This window comes from Acinetobacter sp. JADD-222 (genome assembly GCF_049310645.1).
This window is the reverse complement of the sequence record NZ_JBMOWI010000004.1, coordinates 1-19,785: the sequence shown is the minus strand read 5'-3', so window position 1 is coordinate 19,785 and position 19,785 is coordinate 1. Positions and strand designations below refer to the sequence as shown.

The 19,785-nt window shown below is 37.7% G+C and carries 23 protein-coding genes and 2 pseudogenes; 23 read left to right on the top strand and 2 right to left on the bottom strand.

What is annotated here, in order from left to right; translation table 11 throughout:
- Positions 1-12 precede the first annotated feature (12 nt).
- The 22 genes from ACO6UW_RS05090 to pyrF all read left to right on the top strand — a co-directional run bounded on the left by ACO6UW_RS05090 (position 13) and on the right by pyrF (position 17,371).
- Positions 13-441, top strand: a complete 429-nt coding sequence (locus ACO6UW_RS05090; RefSeq protein ID WP_002121347.1) for an ExbD/TolR family protein — start codon at positions 13-15, stop codon at positions 439-441.
- The gene (gene msbA, locus ACO6UW_RS05085; RefSeq protein ID WP_002121388.1) at positions 438-2,165 is read left to right on the top strand and encodes a lipid A export permease/ATP-binding protein MsbA; all 1,728 of its coding nucleotides are present in this window, start codon (positions 438-440) and stop codon (positions 2,163-2,165) included. The genes ACO6UW_RS05090 and msbA overlap by 4 nt, the downstream gene beginning before the upstream one ends.
- Positions 2,166-2,167: 2 nt before the next feature.
- Positions 2,168-3,178 carry a tetraacyldisaccharide 4'-kinase gene (gene lpxK, locus ACO6UW_RS05080; protein WP_002121338.1) on the top strand — a complete coding sequence of 337 codons (1,011 nt, stop codon included), beginning with the start codon at positions 2,168-2,170 and terminating at the stop codon, positions 3,176-3,178.
- Between the two features lie 9 nt (positions 3,179-3,187).
- Positions 3,188-3,949, top strand: a complete 762-nt coding sequence (kdsB, locus tag ACO6UW_RS05075; protein ID WP_057062348.1) for a 3-deoxy-manno-octulosonate cytidylyltransferase — start codon at positions 3,188-3,190, stop codon at positions 3,947-3,949.
- Positions 3,950-3,962: 13 nt separating this feature from the next.
- A complete protein-coding gene (locus ACO6UW_RS05070) occupies positions 3,963-4,943 on the top strand; it encodes a DNA polymerase III subunit delta' (RefSeq protein WP_057062347.1) in 981 nt (326 codons plus the stop codon).
- A 10-nt stretch (positions 4,944-4,953) separates the two neighbouring features.
- Positions 4,954-5,295: a PilZ domain-containing protein gene (locus ACO6UW_RS05065; RefSeq protein ID WP_002121335.1), complete on the top strand. Its 342-nt coding sequence runs from the start codon at positions 4,954-4,956 to the stop codon at positions 5,293-5,295.
- Between the two features lie 17 nt (positions 5,296-5,312).
- A complete protein-coding gene (locus ACO6UW_RS05060) occupies positions 5,313-6,086 on the top strand; it encodes a TatD family hydrolase (RefSeq protein ID WP_057062346.1) in 774 nt (257 codons plus the stop codon).
- 36 nt (positions 6,087-6,122) lie between these two features.
- On the top strand, positions 6,123-6,731 hold the full coding sequence (locus ACO6UW_RS05055) for a TetR/AcrR family transcriptional regulator (RefSeq protein WP_005069536.1): 609 nt from the start codon (positions 6,123-6,125) through the stop codon (positions 6,729-6,731).
- A 6-nt stretch (positions 6,732-6,737) separates the two neighbouring features.
- Complete coding sequence (locus tag ACO6UW_RS05050) at positions 6,738-7,292, top strand: type II secretion system protein (protein ID WP_057062345.1); 555 nt, start codon at positions 6,738-6,740, stop codon at positions 7,290-7,292.
- The gene (gene gspI / locus ACO6UW_RS05045; RefSeq protein WP_002121425.1) at positions 7,282-7,662 is read left to right on the top strand and encodes a type II secretion system minor pseudopilin GspI; all 381 of its coding nucleotides are present in this window, start codon (positions 7,282-7,284) and stop codon (positions 7,660-7,662) included. Before ACO6UW_RS05050 ends, gspI begins: the two co-directional genes overlap by 11 nt.
- Positions 7,662-8,477 carry a type II secretion system minor pseudopilin GspJ gene (gene gspJ, locus ACO6UW_RS05040; protein ID WP_057062344.1) on the top strand — a complete coding sequence of 272 codons (816 nt, stop codon included), beginning with the start codon at positions 7,662-7,664 and terminating at the stop codon, positions 8,475-8,477. The genes gspI and gspJ overlap by 1 nt, the downstream gene beginning before the upstream one ends.
- Positions 8,478-9,437 (top strand): type II secretion system minor pseudopilin GspK, encoded by a 960-nt coding sequence (gene gspK, locus ACO6UW_RS05035; protein ID WP_057062343.1) that lies wholly within the window; start codon positions 8,478-8,480, stop codon positions 9,435-9,437. It abuts the gene before it with no gap.
- A 227-nt stretch (positions 9,438-9,664) separates the two neighbouring features.
- Entirely contained in the window at positions 9,665-10,261 is a 597-nt protein-coding gene (locus ACO6UW_RS05030; RefSeq protein ID WP_017386831.1) for a 6-pyruvoyl trahydropterin synthase family protein, read from the top strand.
- A 53-nt stretch (positions 10,262-10,314) separates the two neighbouring features.
- Positions 10,315-11,028 (top strand): uracil-DNA glycosylase, encoded by a 714-nt coding sequence (ung, locus tag ACO6UW_RS05025; RefSeq protein WP_005069527.1) that lies wholly within the window; start codon positions 10,315-10,317, stop codon positions 11,026-11,028.
- Positions 11,025-12,149, top strand: a complete 1,125-nt coding sequence (locus ACO6UW_RS05020) for an enoyl-CoA hydratase/isomerase family protein (RefSeq protein WP_014206599.1) — start codon at positions 11,025-11,027, stop codon at positions 12,147-12,149. The genes ung and ACO6UW_RS05020 overlap by 4 nt, the downstream gene beginning before the upstream one ends.
- Before the next feature lie 5 nt (positions 12,150-12,154).
- Positions 12,155-12,658: a tRNA adenosine(34) deaminase TadA gene (gene tadA, locus ACO6UW_RS05015; protein ID WP_002121378.1), complete on the top strand. Its 504-nt coding sequence runs from the start codon at positions 12,155-12,157 to the stop codon at positions 12,656-12,658.
- Between the two features lie 70 nt (positions 12,659-12,728).
- Positions 12,729-13,169 carry an SRPBCC family protein gene (locus ACO6UW_RS05010; RefSeq protein WP_014206600.1) on the top strand — a complete coding sequence of 147 codons (441 nt, stop codon included), beginning with the start codon at positions 12,729-12,731 and terminating at the stop codon, positions 13,167-13,169.
- A gap of 10 nt (positions 13,170-13,179) precedes the next feature.
- Entirely contained in the window at positions 13,180-13,860 is a 681-nt protein-coding gene (cmk, locus tag ACO6UW_RS05005; protein ID WP_005069521.1) for a (d)CMP kinase, read from the top strand.
- 111 nt (positions 13,861-13,971) lie between these two features.
- A complete protein-coding gene (gene rpsA, locus ACO6UW_RS05000) occupies positions 13,972-15,645 on the top strand; it encodes a 30S ribosomal protein S1 (protein WP_002121348.1) in 1,674 nt (557 codons plus the stop codon).
- A 156-nt stretch (positions 15,646-15,801) separates the two neighbouring features.
- Entirely contained in the window at positions 15,802-16,104 is a 303-nt protein-coding gene (locus tag ACO6UW_RS04995; RefSeq protein WP_002121337.1) for an integration host factor subunit beta, read from the top strand.
- A 25-nt stretch (positions 16,105-16,129) separates the two neighbouring features.
- Positions 16,130-16,495: a lipopolysaccharide assembly protein LapA domain-containing protein gene (locus ACO6UW_RS04990; protein ID WP_002121360.1), complete on the top strand. Its 366-nt coding sequence runs from the start codon at positions 16,130-16,132 to the stop codon at positions 16,493-16,495.
- Positions 16,496-16,672: 177 nt separating this feature from the next.
- A complete protein-coding gene (pyrF, locus tag ACO6UW_RS04985; protein WP_057062342.1) occupies positions 16,673-17,371 on the top strand; it encodes an orotidine-5'-phosphate decarboxylase in 699 nt (232 codons plus the stop codon).
- On the opposite strand, the gene ACO6UW_RS04980 is transcribed toward pyrF, so the two are convergent.
- Positions 17,368-18,279: a lysine exporter LysO family protein gene (locus tag ACO6UW_RS04980; RefSeq protein WP_032057014.1), complete on the bottom strand. Its 912-nt coding sequence runs from the start codon at positions 18,277-18,279 to the stop codon at positions 17,368-17,370. The two genes, pyrF and ACO6UW_RS04980, sit on opposite strands and share 4 nt — an antisense overlap.
- A gap of 46 nt (positions 18,280-18,325) precedes the next feature.
- Positions 18,326-19,414, bottom strand: a pseudogene (locus tag ACO6UW_RS04975) (flavin-containing monooxygenase); the annotation flags it as partial.
- A 67-nt stretch (positions 19,415-19,481) separates the two neighbouring features.
- On the opposite strand from ACO6UW_RS04975, the pseudogene ACO6UW_RS04970 reads away from it, so the two are divergent.
- Positions 19,482-19,785, top strand: a pseudogene (locus ACO6UW_RS04970) (transposase); the annotation flags it as partial.

Here is a 19,785-nt window from a genome sequence, read left to right as displayed (position 1 = left end):
GTGAATAGCCAGATGAAATTTAAACGTTCTAAGGTTGAAGACATTCATATCAATTTAACGCCTATGATTGACTGTTTGTTGTTCATTTTAGTTTTTTTATTACTATCGACTACTTTTAATCAGCCAAGTCGCCTCAATTTAACTTTACCAGATGCACAAGGTGTTCCACCAAAACAGTACGATCACAAAATTGAAGTCGTGGTAGACTCTTCTGGTCATTATGCTGTAAATGGTCAGGCACTTTCGTCTAAAGAGGTTGCTGATCTGAGTACTGCGATTAAGCAAGTTGCTCAAGAGCGCCGTGATTTTATGTTCATCATTGCTGCGGATGCCAAAGCGTCTCATCAGGATGTAATTCGCGTTATGGATGTAGCAGGACAACTCGGTTTTGTTAACATCAATATTAGTACCAAAGTTCCTTCTAGAGGTTTTTCTGAGTGAATCAAGATTTTAAGGTTTATTTGCGTCTCATAGCCTATTTAAAACCTTATTGGGGCGTGGCCTTATTAGTTCTTATCGGGTTCGGTATTAACTCAGCAACAGAAGTCTCCGTTGCTAAATTGATTAAATTTATTATTGATGCAATCCAAAGTGGCAGTAGAAGTGATTTGGATTGGTTCCCATTATTAATCATTTTATTGGTTTTTTTCCGTGGTTTAGGCCTTTTTATGGGAGGTTACTATACTGCGGTGATTTCACGTAGTTTGGTTTTTAGTATTCGCCAAGAAGTTTATGCCAAACTTTTAAGACTACCGGCACAATATTACCTAGATAATTCATCTGGCCATATTACTGCCAAGATTATGTATAACGTTGAGCAGCTAACAGCAGCTTCTTCGGAGTCATTAAGAGTCATCGTTAGGGATGGGATGATTACACTGGGATTATTAGGCTATCTGTTTTATACCAATTGGCGTCTTACTTTATGTGTTTTTGTATTTTTACCTGTAATTGGTGTATTGGTACGTAAAGCTTCAAAACGTATGCGAAAACTCTCATTACAGGTTCAAGATACAATGGGTGATGTGAACCACGTTGTTCAAGAGAGTATCAATGGTAATGCTGTAGTAAAAACTTTTGCTGGTGAAGAGTCTGAACAAGAACGGTTCTATAAGTCATCAGAAGAAAACTTAAAACGTGGTTTAAAAATGGTAATTGTACAAAACCTGAATAGCCCTGTGGTTCAGGTAGTAATGGCTTGTGCGATGGCCCTTATTGTATGGTTAGCTTTACGACCACAGATTTTAGGTAATACTAGTGCTGGTGAGTTCGTGGCTTACCTTACAGCTGCTGGTCTATTAGCAAAACCAGTTAAAAACTTGACTGATGTTAATGAAAAGTTACAACGCGGTTTAGCAGCAGCTCATTCTGTTTTTGAACTATTAGATTTGCCTGAAGAGCAAAATAACGGTCAGTTGAAACCTAAACTAAATGGTGCAATTCGTTTTGATCATGTGGCATTAAATTATGCTGATGGCGTACAGGCTATTAAAGATTTCTCTTTAGATATTCTTCCTGGGCAAACTGTAGCATTAGTTGGACGTTCAGGTGCTGGTAAAAGCTCATTAGTTAATATGTTGGTACGTTTCCAAGAGGTATCAAGTGGGCAAATTTATTTAGATGGTTTGCCAATTAATGATATTGATCTTTCTTGTTTGCGTACCCAAATCGCAATGGTAAATCAGCAAGTTGTATTATTTAATCGTACTGTTCGTGAAAACATTGCGTATGGTCAGTTGCAAGGTGCGTCAGATGAGGAAATTCATGCCGCTGCAAAAGCTGCATATGCACATGACTTCATTATGAATTTACCAAATGGTTATGATACTGTTTTAGGGGCACAGGGCCTAAACTTATCTGGTGGTCAGCGTCAGCGAATTGCTATTGCTCGAGCAATTTTAAAGAATGCTCCAATATTAATTTTAGATGAAGCTACAAGTGCTCTTGATAATGAATCTGAACATTTTATTCAGCAAGCATTTGATGAAGCGATGCAAGACCGCACTACGATTGTCATTGCTCACCGTTTATCAACAATTGAAAATGCTGACCGTATTGTAGTGATGGATCAAGGACAAATTGTTGAACAAGGTACTCATCAAGAACTCCTCGCAAAACATGGTGCTTATTATCAATTACATCAGCGTAATTTCGAGGATAACTAAGCATGTCATTAGTCCAGCTGATCCAGAATGCATGGAATAAACAATCGAGTTGGTTGATTGCTTTACGTCCATTGTCTTGCTTGTATCGGGCTGGGTTTTTACTAAATCGTAATCTTTATAATTCAGGTTTTAAGCAAATTTATAAAGCGCCCGTACCTGTGATGGTTATAGGTAATATCACAGTAGGTGGAAGCGGAAAAACTCCCTTGCTAATACAACTGGTGAATTATCTACAGCAGCATAATGTAAAAGTAGGGGTAATTAGTCGGGGATATGGGGGTAATGGTCCTTTTCCACTGCTGGTTACCTCGGGCGGCCAAGTAGCTCAAGCTGGGGATGAGCCAGCATTAATTGTTCAGGCTACAAGTGTACCAATGGCAGTAGGTCCTAATAGGCAGGCCGCAATAGAGTTATTGCTTGAGTCATCAGAAATAGATTTGATTATTAGTGATGATGGGTTGCAGCATTGGGCATTAGATCGACAGATCGAGTGGATTGTACTGGATCAAAATCGTGGTTTAGGGAATAAAAAACTATTACCTGAAGGTTATCTGCGAGAGCCTGTTGAACGTTTAGAAACTGGAACAGTGATTGAGCATACTCATAAACCTGCTACAGAATTAAACATGTATCTCGAGACAGGACAGCCATATTTACTTAACCCTTTATCTAATTCTAAACCAAGCTTTAATCTTGAGAATAATTATCATGCTGTAGTGGGTATTGGCTTTCCTCAACGGTTTTATCAAACCCTTAAAGATCTAGGGTTGAAGCAATTCGAAGAGCATGCCTTTCAAGATCATCATGATTACACAATCAATGATTTAATTTTTAATGATGAGCTGCCACTTATTACAACTGAAAAAGATGCAGTTAAACTATTACCGTTACTTGAAAAACATCCTGAATTTAAACAATCTATTTGGGTAGTTCCTGTTACAGCTGTGCTGTCTACACAGTGTTATCAGGTTTTAAAAATGCAATTGCAAGAACTTGATATACAATTATCTTAGGAAGAAAAAATGAAACACATCGTCATTCCAGCACGCTTCTCAAGTTCGCGTTTGCCAGGTAAACCATTGTTGCTTATTCATAACCGTCCTATGATTTTACGTGTAGTGGATCAGGCAAAAAAAGTCGAAGGTTTTGATGATTTGTGCGTGGCAACAGATGACGAACGTATTGCTGAGATCTGCCGTGCAGATGGAATTGATGTAGTTCTTACCAGCGCTGATCATCCTTCGGGTACAGACCGTTTAAGTGAGGTTGCTCGTATTAAAGGCTGGGATGCAGACGATATTATTGTAAATGTTCAAGGTGATGAACCTTTATTGCCAGCTCAACTTGTTCAGCAAGTTGCAAAACTTTTGGTTGATAAACCAAATTGTTCAATGTCGACGTTGTGTGAGCCGATTCATACTTTAGATGAGTTTCAGCGTGACAGTATTGTAAAAGTAGTCATGTCTAAACAAAATGAAGCTTTATATTTTAGTCGGGCTACCATTCCTTATGAACGAGATGGGGCTAAGCATGATGAACCGACTTTACATTCACAAGCATTTCGTCATTTAGGTTTATATGCTTATCGAGTGAACTTATTACAAGAATACGTAACATGGGATATGGGGAAGCTTGAAAAGTTGGAGAGCCTTGAACAATTACGTGTTTTGGAAAATGGTCATCGAATTGCAATTGCTGTAGCCGAAGCCAATTTGCCACCAGGTGTGGACACTCAAGCTGATCTTGATCGCTTAAATAGTATGCCTGTTGAATCTTTTGAATAAGCGTTAATTTTTAATGAATCCGAATGTAACTTCAAAGGTTTATCCTTGGCAGCAAACAACATGGGACACCTTGACAACAAGGTTTCCCAATATTGGACATGGTCTCTTATTTTACGGCAAGCAAGGTTGTGGAAAACATGCTTTTGCTAAGCAGTTTTTGGCATGGGTACTTTGTTTAAATAAGCAGCCGCAGGGCCCTTGTGGTGAATGTAGTAGTTGCCAATGGTTAAAATCAGACACTCATCCCAATTATGTTTATATCACAACGGATGAAGAAAATAAAAAACAGAATGCAAAAATTAAAATAGAAAAGATCCGTGACTTACTACCTTTCGTACAACAAACGGGAGAAGGTTGGCGCGTTATTGTGATTGAGCCTGCAGAAGCACTTAATTTGGCATCTTCAAATGCTTTGCTAAAGACTTTAGAAGAACCAGGCGAGCGTGTTGTTTTAATTTTATTAGCTGATCACTATCTTAAACTACCGGCCACTATTCGTAGCCGATTGCAACATTTCGCTTTAGATCGTATTTCATATGAGCAAGCTACTTCTTATTTGAATGAGCATTTATCTGAACTTGCGGAAGTGCAGCCTGATTTACTGCTTGGCTTATCTAATGATATGCCTTTACAAGCAATACAAATTGCTCAAAGTGACTGGTTTGCGAAAAGGCAAGTTTTCTTAAATGATTGGCTTAAAATTGTTGCTCAAAAAAATATGCCTTTATTTTTCTCAGGCAAATGGCAAAAAGAATTAAGTTTTAATGATTTTATAATGCTTTTTGAATACTTGTTGGGTGATTTAATTTGTGTCAAGCTAAACCAACCACAGAAAAATACTGATTTAGATTTTGATCAGTTAAGCCCATATTATGATTTAGAAAGCTTATTTAATATTTATAGTGAATTACAGCAAGCAAAAAAGCTTGTTGAACAAAATGTACAAAGCCAACTTATTATTGATCAATTATTTATAACGTTAATGAATATTTAAGGGGAAAACTATGCAACCGCAAATGGGGGGGATTATTCAGGTAAATATTCCTGATAAAGCTACTTTGCAAGCAAGCTATATGGGATATGTGCAAGGTGGAGGCCTATTCGTACCATCAAAACAAAAGGTAAAGATGGGACAAGAAATTTTCATTTTAGCGACTTTGCCTGAGCAGTCTCAAAAAATTCCTCTAACAGGCAAAGTAATCTGGATCTCCCATAAGCAAAGTGGATTTAAACCTCAAGGTTTTGCTATTCAGTTAAGCGGAGATAAGGGAATTTACTATAAAACTGAGGCAGAACGAGTTTTGGCTGGTAGTATGTCTCTAGACCGTCCAAGTTATACGATGTAATTAAATAGGAAAGAAAAGTGTTTGTTGATACGCATTGCCATTTAACGATGTTAGATTTAACGCCTTATAACGGTGATCTGGACCTTGCGCTTGCAGCGGCGCGAGCAGAAGGAGTGTCTAAGTTTATGGCAATTTCCGTTGATCTCGATGACCATATTGCATTGGCTGAAATTGCAAATAAACATGCAGATGTTGGTTATACGGTAGGTGTACACCCTTGTGAGGATGTGGGCACAATGGCACGTGCAACAACTGAGTATTTGGTTGAATTGGCTCAATCAGAAAAAGTATGGGCTTTAGGTGAAACTGGACTGGACTATTATCACAGTACTGATTTTATTGAAGAGCAAAAAGCATGTTTTGCAAGACATATCCAAGCTTCAAAAATTGTAAAAAAACCAGTTGTCGTTCATACCCGATCAGCAAAGCATGATACGGTAGATATTATCCGTGCTGAACAATCAACCCATGGGATTCTGCATTGTTTTACTGAAGATTGGGAAACTGCTAAAGCTGTGCTTGATTGTGGTTATTACATTTCTTTTTCCGGTATTGTGTCATTTAAGAATGCACAGGATTTGCGCGATGTAGCTAAACAGGTCCCACTAGATCGCCTTTTAATTGAAACAGATAGCCCGTATTTAGCACCTGTCCCATATCGTGGTAAAACAAATGAACCAAAATATGTGCCTTATGTAGCCAAAGCGCTCAGTGATGTATATGATAAATCGGTTGAGGAAATTGCAATGATCACCTCACAAAATTTTGAGAACTTGCTAAAAGCGATTTAGGTTATAGAAACTATATAAGAGAGTAATTGCGTGAAGATGGATCGTCAGGCTCAGTTCCGAGCAAGAGAAGTATTAATATTTCAGGTTGCGGAACAATTATTGCTAGAAAATGGCGAAGCCGGAATGACACTCGATGTCTTGGCTGCTGAGCTTGATTTAGCAAAAGGAACTTTGTACAAACACTTTCAAAGTAAAGATGAGTTGTACATGCTGTTGATTATTCGTAATGAGCGTATGTTACTTGAAATGGTTCAAGATACTGAAAAAGCCTTTCCAGAGCATTTGGCCTTTTTCATGTTGCATCATTTACATCATCCTGAGCGAACAGTTTTATTCCATCAAATTGAGGAAAAACTCTCAATCACTGCTCAAGGCGTACATCATCTTTTTCACGAACTTTATCAGGTGCGTAAACAGAGATTGCGAATTATCATTCGCATGACAGACCACTACTTAGAATCTATTCAAAGCAGTATGCCTACACGAGATTATCTTGCTTCTATTTGGTCATTAACTCATGGTGCGGCAGCTATTCTCAATTCAAGTTTTTATCAACGATATTTAGGTTCAAGAGACACTTTAAGAGTGGCTTATATTGATCAGGCTTTAGCCTTACCTAAACAAGCTGTTGAGCAATATGCTTAGGTCGATATGAAATCTCAATCACCACTTAAATCCCAAAAAGGTTTTACTCTCATAGAAGTGATGGTGGTGATTGTTATTATGACGATTATGACCTCTCTAGTTGTACTCAACATAGGTGGGGTTGACCAAAAGAACGCGATGCAAGCAAGAGAGTTATTTTTGCTTGATATGCATAAGATTGGTAAAGAGTCGCTTGATCAGTCTCGTGTTTTAGCTTTATCTACTCTCAGTGAAACAGATGTTTCACCATTTTCTTATGAATTGTATGAGTATCACGATCAGAGTAAATTACAGGTCCAAGATTTAAAAAATCGCTGGCAGAAATATTCTGAGTTTAATACACGTCAGTTGCCTAAACATGTATCGTTTACAATACAACCTTTAGATGAGCAAAACTATTCAAAAGCTACGAATACCGATTTAATTGGAGGGCAGGCTCCCCAGTTAATCTGGTTCGGTAACGGTGAAGCTAAAACTGTGAAAATACAGTTTTACTTTGAACAAAAACCAATTGGTTCAGAAATACAAATTGATCATTTGGGTAAAATAAATGAAATCTAAAGGCTTTACTCTATTAGAAGTAATGGTTGCTTTAGCAATTTTTGCAGTAGCGGCTGTCGCGTTAACTAAAGTAGCCATGCAATATACTCAATCTACCTCAAATGCAATTCTTAGAACCAAAGCTCAGTTTGTAGCAATGAATGAAATTGCTTTAATGGAGATAAATCAGGAATGGCTTGAAGGTACTCAAAGTAAGCAAGTTACTTCTCAAGGCGAAACATGGCAGATTGACAAATCTGCACAATCTACAATTAGCCCGAATGTTCAGAAAGTTGATTTGCAAATTAGCTTATATGATTCTGATAAGGGCAAAGTTCAAAATGGTATTACTCACTTGGTGTTTTTTAATTATCCAATGAAAGCAAAATAATGATAAAGAATAAATGTTTTCGCTATCCAAGCACCGCTTCACGTCTTGCGGCACGATCGGAGCAGATGATGAGGGGTTACTCCGAGCAAAGCTCTTCGTCTTGCGCTCGGACAAAGCATTGCTTTAAAGACTCTCACACTCGAAACATAGTTTCTCATCTTGCGACACGATCGAGCAGTGCTCGATTAACTCGTGCTTCAGGATTTACTTTAGTTGAGCTTTTAGTTTCAATTGCAATTTTTGCTATTTTATCTTTGTTGGGTTGGAAGGTTTTTGACTATTTATTAAAAGTTCGCGATCGTAATACTCAACATGAAGTGCAGCTATTTGAATTACAAGATGCTTATCAACAAGTTTTGCGTGATACATTGCAAATTATACCTTTATCAGCCAATCAAGGCGGGCAATTACGTCCAGCTTTAGAGATTGATAATCAAGTTCTTCGCTTTAGTAAGGCGGGTGTTACTGATCCATTAAAGCAAGGATTATCACCTTTTGAGCGTATCGAATATCGATATGATCCTGATCAAAAAAAGCTTTATCGCCTTAAATATAGTAACTTAAATACTTCAAATAGAGAGCAACCCTTATCAAGTACGCTGTTGAGCCAAGTTGAACAATTTCAAATTATGGTTTTGACACCTCAAGAAGTAACAAAGTGGCCTGAAGTTAATATTGACCCTACAAAACCTGATGAATTTAGGAAGTTGCCAAAAGGAATAAAAATGCAACTCACGGTTGCAGGTGTAAGTTATGAGTGGATTTATAGCTTAAACCAAGGTGACTTATCGCTCTCCAAACAGGGAGGTCAATAAATGTTACTCTATAAAAAAAATCAGCAAGGTGTAGCGTTACTCACAATTTTGATAATGGTTGCTTTGGCTACAATTTTAGCTGCCTCTATCGCAAAGCATCAAACTAATACGATGGAAAATACGGGTTATTTGATGCGTCAAAATCAGTCATTACTCTATGCAAAAAGTGCAGAAGCTTTTTTTTCTGAATTATTAATTCAAGATGCAAATAATGCTGGTGGTATCGATCATTTAAAGGAAAGTTGGGCTCAGCCAATGCCACCTTTTCCAATAGAAGATGGAGTTGTATCGGGGCGCTTACTAGATGAGTCAGGAAAATTTAATCTAAACAATTTAACGACCAATGAAGGCAAGGTAAACGAAGCTGCTAAAAATTGGTTTGAGCGATTGCTTGTGCGTGTAGGATTGCCAGCAGAGTTAAGTCAAGCAGTTATTGATTGGCAAGATCCCGATGATGAACCAAGCGGCCCTATGGGGGCAGAAAGTAACTATTATGAAGGACTTGACTCTGGCTATTTGGCTTCAAATGCTAAATTTCATCGTATAGAAGAGTTAAAATTGGTAAGAGGTTTTGAAGGCAAGAAATATGATTTAATTGCACCATATATTTCTGCATTACCTGAAAATACAAAAGTGAATGTTAATACCGCATCACCATTAGTATTAGCGAGTATTGATCAAAAATTAGATTTAGGGACTATAGAAAAAGAACTTCAATTACGCCAACAGAATTTAAAGTTCTTTCAAAATATTGATGAATTATGGCAATTGAATGCTTTTTCAGCAGTTGATGCGCAAAAGAAAACTGAAGTTAATAGCCTTTTAGATGTGAAGTCGAACTTTTTTCAAGCACAAATTGAGGTTGTGTTAAATAATAGAAAAAGACAGTTTACAAGTGCTTTAATGCGCAGTGATAAGCAGGTTTATGTATATTCTAGAAATATAGCGCCTTTTAACTAATTGAAAAATTATGATTTATTTACTTTGGATGTTTTTGAAGTTTGTAATTATAAATTTTTCTGAAGTTAAATATTAAAGTAAATATAAACTCTCTATATGTTTATATTCAATATTTCTTCATCAGTCTTATCATACTTTTTGCTAATTGTTTCTAATTGAAAAGTGGTGCGAAATTTTCGTCTTTTGCTTTATAATAATGTTCTTAGAAGGAATGATCGATTTGGCACATGTTAATTCGTAAGTTATTTAAGTTTGAAAATGCACATGTTGTACGTAACTGTACATCGGATCGTTGTAAGCGATCAATTCATGGACATAGCTATAAAGTTGAGTTATTGCTTAAAGCTTCGAAATTAGATCATGGGCAAATGGTTTATGATTTTGGACTCCTAAAAGGAGTAATAAAAGACCTATTCGACAGCTTTGATCACGCAATCTGTTTTTGGGAAAAAGATGATTCTCAATATATTGATGCATGTCAGACTTTTAGTGCTCGTTGGATTTCTTTACCTGTTTCACCGTCGGCTGAACAGTTTTCACGTATTTTCTTTTATCTAGCTCAGCAAGTTTTACAATCAACAGTCACTCAAAATGGGGAAGGTGATGTTGAAGTATATTCTGTTATTGTTCATGAGACTGATACTGGATATGCTCAAAGCTTTATTGAAGATATTCAAAACGAACAAATGGGTATTTTAAGTCTTGATGGAATTGTTTTTTCAGAACAAATTCAGATAGAGTGGACAAATCCACAAATGTATGAAGACTTGAAAAAAGGGATTAAATTTAATAATCCTCAAGTTGATTTGCAAGTCGAAGTATAAATCGAATTACTTATTTTATTTGTAGAATTGAAAATTGATCTAGGATGACATTAATGCAATTAACTGAGCAACAGCAAGATAAACTCAGTAAAGTTCAATTAGAAGAAAGTTGGAAAAGATCTTTAGCACCTTTTCTATTAAGTCCTCAGATGGATAGTTTGCGCGATTTCTTATTTCAACAGAAACAAGCTCAGAAAATAATATATCCGCCTAGTAAACAGATCTTTAATGCTTTAAATACCACACCACTGGCTGATGTGAAAGTTGTGATTTTAGGGCAAGACCCATATCACGGGCCAAACCAAGCGAATGGATTAAGTTTCTCTGTTCAAAAAGGTATTGCATTACCACCATCTTTGCGCAATATTTTTCATGAATTACATACAGATTTGGGTATTCCAGCTCCTCGCCATGGTGACTTAACAAAATGGGCTACGCAAGGCGTACTTTTACTGAACAGCGTGCTTACTGTTGAAGCTGGACAGCCAACCTCACATCAAAAGCAAGGTTGGGAAGCATTTACTGATGAAGTTATTGATGTTCTAAATGAACAGAGACAACATATAGTATTTATTTTGTGGGGTGCTTATGCACAGCGCAAAGGACAACGTATAAATAGAGATAAACACTTGGTTTTAACAGCCGCACATCCATCACCTCTTGCTGCAAATAGAGGGGGATTTTTTGGATGCAAAGTGTTTTCAAAAACAAATCAATATTTGAAACAACATGGCATTGAGCCCATAGACTGGCAATTGGACGCATGATGAACTCTCCCAATGTAAATAACTATCACCCGGACTTGGTGGTTGAAGAAGCAAAAAACGGCTGGCGTATAGTACGTTTGAATCGTCCTAAATCGTTACATGCTTTAGACGAATCAATCGTAACGGCATTATTGCGTGTATTTGAAGATTTCCGTGACGATGAACAGGTTAAAGCAATTTGGTTAGACTCAACTACACCAAAAGCTTTTTGTGCAGGTGGTGATGTTAGAAAATTACGCCAACTTGTTATAAATCAAGAAGTCGATACCGCAAATAAGTTCTTCCAGCAGGAATATGCTTTAGATCTACTTTTACATAATTATGCTAAACCGGTTGTGGTTTGGGGAGAAGGTTACGTAATGGGCGGTGGTTTAGGCTTGTTTATGGCTGCACCATTCCGTCTAGTGACACCATATTCACGTTTAGCAATGCCTGAAATTAATATTGGTTTATATCCTGACGTTGGTGCGAGCCGTTTCTTGGCAGATCGTGGTCCAATAGGTTTGTTTACGGGCTTAACCGGTTCAATCATGACTGCTGCTGGGGCGTATAGCATCGGTTGGGCAACACATATTTGTGAAGCTCAGCGTGATAATGTTTTGCAAAAAGTTTTAAATATTAATTGGGCTCATTATCCTGCAGGGGATTTCCGAGCAATTGATGATACTTTAAATAGTTTACACCGTCCTGTTGCGGCAGGTCCATTGCAAAACTCACTTGATGTAATTCATAGCGTTTGCCGTGGTTTTAATTTTGAACAAGACTATCAAGCTATTGTTAGCTTACGTGATGCGAGCAGTGATTGGTTACGTCAAGCGAGTGAGAATTTGCAAAAAGGATCTCCTAGTACTGCGGCAATTACTTGGTTACTGTGGCAATGGGGCAAACAAATTCACTCATGGGATGAGGTCTTTGATCTAGAGGCTCAGATTTCTGAGTGGAAAATACGTCATCCTGACTTTGTGGAAGGTGTTCGCGCACGCTTAGTTGATAAGGATTTATCACCTGAATGGAAGCCATGTGACGATCTAAGCTTAAGAGGTATATTGGCTGATTGCCCGCCAGTGACTTCAATTGATAGCTGGAATGCCTTACTTAGACAGCACGGTGTGATCACCTAAAATAAATGACTGAATATAGTGATGAATACTGGATGCAGCTTGCTTACGAGCAAGCTGAATTAGCCGCCCAGCAGGGTGAGATACCTGTTGGAGCGGTTCTGGTGAGCCAAAATCGAGTAATTGGATCTGGTTATAATGCTCCAATTACTTTATTAGATCCAACCGCACATGCAGAAATTCAAGCTATCCGTGCAGCGTGTTCCTCTTTAGAAAATTATCGATTACCCGAAGATACAACTTTATATGTCACTCTTGAGCCATGTACTATGTGTGTAGGTGCGCTCGTACATGCAAGAATTAAACATGTAGTTTTTGGTACGCCAGAACCTAAAGCAGGTTCTTTGGTGAGTGCACGTCAGTTATTACAGCAAGGTTATTATAATCATAGGTTTACATTTCAGAATGGTTGTCTACAAGAAAAATGTGCTCAACAGCTTAGCCATTTTTTTAAACAAAGACGTGAGCAAAAGAAACAAGAGAAACAACAAAAAACGTCCTTAAATGATTAAAAATTAACATACTCTTATGGCAAACTAACGCGGTTTTAATGTCATGATTCTATTTAATAAGGACGATCCAATGCGTAATGTAATTACCGTAGAAAAAGAATTTAATGCTCCTCTTACTGATGTATTTAATTTGCTCTCTAAGCATTCAACTTACAATACTGCTTTTGCACCTTTACAGGTTGTGCGTGTTAAAGACTCCGCAGATTCTAAAAGACCTGATGGACTAGGCTCAATTCGACGTATGGGATTTGGTCCAATTAAGCCACTTAAAGAAGAAATTACATTGTTGGAAGAAAATAAAAGTATTGAGTATAAATTAATAGACAATCCTTTGATTAAACACCATTTAGGCAGAATCGAGTTTTCTGAGATAACACCATACATTACTTTAGTTACATACCGCATCGAGTTAACGGCAAAAGCGCCAGTGGTCAGTAAATTAATCCTTGCACAGCTAAAACTAGCCATTACACTAGGCTTTTCGAGATTAGCTAAAGCATTTGCTTCTTAGTGAGAGTTCAATGACAGTTCAAATTATTACTATTGATGGTCCGAGTGGTTCGGGTAAAGGAACATTGGCCGCAAAACTTGCAGCACATTATCAATATCATTTACTCGATTCTGGTGCCTTATATCGTTTATTAGGGTTGTCATTACATAAACACGATTTATTAGAGAAATTAGACAGTCAGCTTGATGAATGTATTCAATATGCACGTCAACTGGACATTAAATTTGAAACGTCTACCTCAGGGATTTTGGTCTTCTTGGATGGCGAAGATGTATCTCAAACAATTCGTACAGAACGAGTTGGTGAGTACGCATCAAAAGTTGCAGTGGTTCCAGAGCTTAGACAGGCACTATTTGAAAGACAAAGAGCTTTTGCGCAAAGTCCTGGTTTAGTTGCAGATGGCCGTGATATGGCAACATCTATCTTTCCAGAAGCCAATGCCAAAATTTATCTGACAGCTTCGGCAGAGTCACGCGCTGAGCGAAGAGTAAAACAGTTGCAGGGTATGGGGCTAGATGCTAAAATAAACGACATTTTAGCTAATATACAGGCACGAGACAAAAGAGATATGGAGCGAGAAGTTGCTCCGCTCAAGCCAGCCAAAGATGCTTATATCATTGATAGTTCGGAATTAACGATCGATCAGGTATTTAAGTTAATGGTTGATTATGTCGATAGCCGTACTATTTAGTAAATAGAATTATCAGTTGACGCATAGCTTGATCAGTCTATAAAGACTATGTTGATACTTAACTAAACCGGCCTTGTCTGATCCAAGACCGCTGAATTTATCAGGTATATCATGACCGAATCTTTTGCAGCCCTCTTTGAAGAAAGTGAATTAAACCTCAACGTTGAAAAGGGTGCAGTCATCCAAGGTGTTGTTGTAAACATCGATAGCGACTGGGTAACTGTTGACACTGGCCTAAAGTCTGAAGGCATTGTTGACCGTGCTGAATTTTTAAATGAACAACGTGAACTTGAAGTTCAGGTTGGTGATACTGTTGACGTAGTTGTTGAAGCTCTTGACAACGGTATGGGTCAAACAGTTTTATCACGTGAAAAAGCTAAGCGTGCTGAAACTTGGACTAAACTTGAAAAAATCTTTGAAGATGGCGAAATCGTTACTGGTGTTATCTCTGGTAAAGTTAAAGGCGGTTTCACTGTTGACATCGGTCCTGTTCGTGCATTCTTACCAGGTTCATTAGTTGACACTCGTCCTATCCGTGACACTACTCACCTTGAAGGTAAAGAGTTAGAGTTCAAAGTAATTAAACTTGATGCTAAACGTAATAACGTTGTTGTATCTCGTCGTGCTGTTATGGAAGCTGAATCTTCTGCTGACCGTGAAGCATTACTTGCTCAACTTGAAGAAGGTCAAACAGTTACAGGTACAATCAAAAACCTTACTGATTACGGTGCATTCGTTGATCTTGGCGGTATTGATGGTCTTCTACATATCACAGATATGGCTTGGAAGCGTATCAAGCATCCTTCAGAAGTTGTTGAAGTTGGTCAAGAAGTTACTGTTAAAGTACTTAAATTTGACCGTGAACGTAACCGCGTATCTTTAGGCCTTAAACAATTAGGCGAAGATCCGTGGTTAGCGATCATGAGCCGTTACCCTAAAGGTTCTATCGTTAAAGCTCGCGTAACTAACTTAACTGACTACGGTTGTTTCGCTGAAATCGCTGAAGGCGTTGAAGGTTTAGTTCACGTTTCTGAAATGGACCACACTAACAAAAACATCCACCCATCTAAAGTTGTTCAGATTGGTGATGAAGTTGATGTTATGGTTCTTGAAGTTGATGAAGAACGTCGTCGTATTAGCCTTGGTATCAAACAAACTCGTGCTAACCCATGGGAAGAGTTTGCTAAAGCTCATGAGAAAGGCGAAAAAGTATCTGGTACGATCAAGTCTATCACTGACTTTGGTATCTTCATTGGCTTGAACGGCGGTATCGACGGTTTAGTACACTTGTCTGATATTTCTTGGAACGAGCAAGGTGAAGAAGCTATTCGTCGTTACAAGAAAGGTGACACTGTTGAAGCAGTTATCTTGTCTGTAGACGCTGAAGGTAACCGTATCAGCCTTGGTATCAAACAATTGAACAGCGATCCGTTCAATGACTTCTTAGCTGCTAACGAACGTGGTGCTTTAGTTAAAGGTACTGTAACTGCAGTTGATGCTCGTGGCGCAACTGTTAAGTTAGCTGACGAAGTTGAAGCAACTCTTAAAGCTTCTGAAATCAACCGTGACCGCGTAGAAGATGCGACTAAATTCTTAGAAGTTGGTCAAGAAGTTGAAGCGAAGATCATCAACGTTGATCGTAAATCTCGCTCTATCAACTTGTCTATCAAAGCGAAAGACGAAGCTGAAGAGAAAGAAGCAGTTGCTAGCTTGCGTACAGCAACTACAAGTCAAGACAATGGTCCTAAGACTATTGGTGACTTGATCAAAGCACAAATGAAGTAATAAGTTAACAAAGTACAGTTTCATGTAACGGAATTGTACTTTTTATACAAATTACTGTAAACGGTAGCCTAGTATTCAACATACTGCGCTACCGTTTTGTATTTAAACAGGTTATTATCGAACGACATAGAGTAGCAATAAATAACGAGGTCGTAGATGACTACTGAAGCTCTTAATAAGTCTGATTTGATTGAACGCATTGCGCTAAAAAACCCACACTTAGCTGAACCTTTGGTGGAAGAGGCGGTTAAAATTATGATTGATCAAATGATAGAAGCCCTATCAACTGATAATCGAATTGAAATCCGTGGTTTTGGTAGCTTTGCTTTACACCACCGTGATCCAAGAGTTGGTCGCAATCCTAAAACAGGAAAATCAGTTGAAGTTGCAGCTAAAGCTGTTCCTCATTTCAAACCCGGAAAAGCCCTTCGTGATGCTGTAAACGAATCTGGGAAATAAATAAAATTTATAAGTCGGGGTGCCTATGCGTTATATTTTAATTGCATTGCTTATTGTTGTATTTGGCTATTCTTTAGCACTTGTTTTGCAAAATCCAACAGAGCTTTCTGTTGATTTGTTATTTACCCAAGTTCCAGCTATGCGTTTAGGCTTATTATTGCTACTCACATTAGTACTAGGAACTGTGGTTGGTCTTTTATTAGGTGTGCAAGTTTTCAGAGTATTCCAAAAAGGTTGGGAAATTAAACGCCTGCGTAAAGATATTGACCATTTAAGAAAAGAACAAATCCAAAGTGCTCAATTAGCAGCGGCTGAAGCAGCTGCAAATGTAAGACATGAAAAAACCGTTGTAGATATTTATCCTCAAGATAAAAATTCTACTCCGCTATAATCCCCGTACTACTCTTTATTAATGAGTAAAGAGTAGTATCTCTCTAAATTTTATCTCTTCTTTTATTCTTCTAAATATAAACGCTTTTGTTCTTATCGTTTTAATTTTGGAAAGCAGCTCTCTACATTCCTTTATTCCTTCATGAGTTGTCTATTATAATAACGCTGATTTTATATGATGGAAGAAAGTCTCTTGAGTATCATTGTTGCGTTAGATGCAAAAAGCCAATATGACGCTTTAAAAATTGTTGAACAGCTTGATCCTGCTTTATGCCGCGTAAAAGTAGGTAAAGAGCTTTTTACTCATGAAGGCCCATCTGTTGTAAAAAAACTGCAAGAACAAAATTTTGAAGTTTTTCTTGATCTTAAATTTCATGATATTCCAAATACTACCGCTCAAGCAGTATGTGCAGCGGCTGATTTAGGCGTATGGATGGTAAATGTTCACGCTTCAGGTGGCCGTAAAATGATGGAAACTTGTGTGGAACGCTTAAAAGCGGGTAACTATCAAACCCAACTTATTGCTGTGACAGTACTCACATCAATGGGTCGTGAAGATTTAAAAGATATTGGTTTAGATGTTGAGCCAGTAGAGCATGTAAAGCGCTTGGCTAATTTAACGAAAGAAAGTGGCTTGGATGGAGTGGTTTGTTCAGCTCAAGAAGCTAAGATTCTTCGTGAATTAATTGGGCATGACTTCTCTTTAGTAACACCTGGTATTCGTCCAGAAGGTTCTAATGCAGACGACCAAAAACGTATTGTAACTCCAAAGCAAGCTATGCTTGATGGCTCTACGCATCTGGTAATTGGTCGACCGATTACTAAAGCAGAAAACCCAACAGAAATGTTGAAGTCTATTCTTGCTTCAATTACCTAAAAATTTAGGAATAAGCTAATTAATAACGGGGCAAGTAGGCTTAGTAATAAGCCGCTCATCATGGCATGTGGTACATAATGTGTACCACATGATTGTTTTACCATTGCTAAGGTAACATCCATTGAGGTTGCACCAGCACTTGAGATGGCAGGGCGTGGAAAACGCCAACCCATCGTATACATTAGAAAAATAGCAACAATTTCTCTAAATAAGTCGGTTAATAAGGCGATTCCACCCAACTCTGCCGAATGTAATTGCGTAAATAAAATCCCCGACATTGAATACCAGCCGTAGCCTTGTGCTAAAGCTAAAGTTTCATTAAGTGTAAAATGCTTGTGGAGCAAATAGTAATTCAAAAAGCCTGCTATACATGACCCTATAAAAGCGGCTAAGGGTACAATTAAAATTTTCCAGCTTAACCATGTGCGGTTAAAGTGGGTGAAGGCAAGTTCGATACCAATTAAAAAAATAAAAAGTAATAACAAATACCAGCTATTAAATGCGATATGTGAGGTGAATTGAGTAATGATAGCGCCGAATAAAACACCGACACCTAGTGCAAGAAAAGCCTTCGCAATATTCTTTAAAGCATTTACAAAAAGTTGTAGGGAAATTTTGCCTTTAACACTTTGTTTATCAAAAATTGTATAAGCAAATAAACACGTAAAGAACGAACCAAAAGACGTGGTAAGAGCAATGATAATAGCGGGTGGGAGTATGGCAGAAGGATTCTCGATTTGGTCAAGGGCCAAGGTTAATTCAAAAGCTACACTAGCTAAAAGAATATAAGAAAAATAGGGCAGTATTTTAAATATAAATTGTCGGATATTTAGAGATAGTTTGGGTGCTAGGAAATAACCGAAAGCCAGTGCTAAAAAAATTTGAATGATGAGATAAAAAGATTGCATATAATAGATAGATTGTTATCAATCTACCTATTATGTCTTGAACATTTTAAGCTGCATAGCTTTGTGAGCTTTTATTTAAAAGTAAGTAGTCTTTGGGCTTAACTTTACGTGTTTCTAACCAATACTTCCATGTGTAAGTTGGCCATAGTGAAAAGTTTCTACCATCGGCAGATTGATACCAACTACTACAGCCACCAGCTTGCCATACGGTTCCTTGTAGCTGCTTTTGGACACGTTCGTTAAAAGCATCTTGAACTTCTGGTTTGATCTCAATTGCTTTTTGACCAGACTCTTCTACTAACTGAATAAGCTGTAAAATGTAATTCACTTGAGATTCAATCATAAAAATAATCGAATTATGACCTAGAACTGTATTAGGGCCTACCAGTTGGAATAGGTTGGGAAAGTTTTTAGTCATAATGCCGTAATAGCTTTCAGCACCATCTTTCCATGCTTGTTTTAACTCGATTTGATTACGTCCGATACATGTGAAATATTTTAAATAAATACGTGGGTCAGTAATAAAACCTGTACCGTAAATTAAACAATCAATAGGTCGTTCCCGACCATCTTTAGTAACAATACTGTTTTCTTTAATCTCTTGAATACTATCAGTTACTAGCTCAACATTTTTTCGGTTAAAGGTAGGAAAGTATTTATTTGAGATAAGGATACGTTTACATCCCATAACGAAGTCAGGTGTGAGTTTTTTTGCTAACTCTTTGTCTTTAACTTGAAAACGGATGAATGCTTCTGCCAATTTTTGGCCATACTTCATGATTTGAGGTTGAACAATGGGTACAACGCGAGATTCATTACTCCAGTAAAGACGACTACGATGAATCTGGCGATAAATATTAGAAGATTTGAATAATGCTTTACTTAAGCTTGAATATTTGCGCTCATCTCGTGGTATTACCCATGCAGCTGTTCTTTGAAATACATAGAGCTGTTTAACATCTTTGGCTATTTCAGGAATATATTGAATTGCGCTACCACCTGTACCAATAGATGCGACTGACTTTCCGTTTAAGTCATAGTCATGTTCCCATTGTGAGGAATGAAATACTTTTCCTTTGAATTTTTCGATCCCTTTGATCGGAGGAATTTGTGGGATGTGTAGGGGAGAGGTGGATCAGGAAATTTGAACAACACTTATAAGTGATATTTTGCTCCCCAAATGATGTTATAAACATCAATATATGGAGTATTTTATGGCACGTAGACCAAGAAGAAATCATTCAAATGATTTTAAAGCTAAGGTAGCACTTGCTGCGATTAAAGCAGAAAAAACACTTGCTGAATTGAGTGCTGAATTTGATGTTCATCAAAACCAAATTATCGACTGGAAAAATCAACTGATTTCAGCTTCCTCGCAAGCTTTCGATCAATCAAAAGCTCCAACAGAACCACCCATCGATCTAAAAAAACTACATGCAAAAATCGGTGAGCAGGCATTAGAAATTGATTTTTTAGAAGGTGTGTTGAAGAAACTGGGCCGCTTCA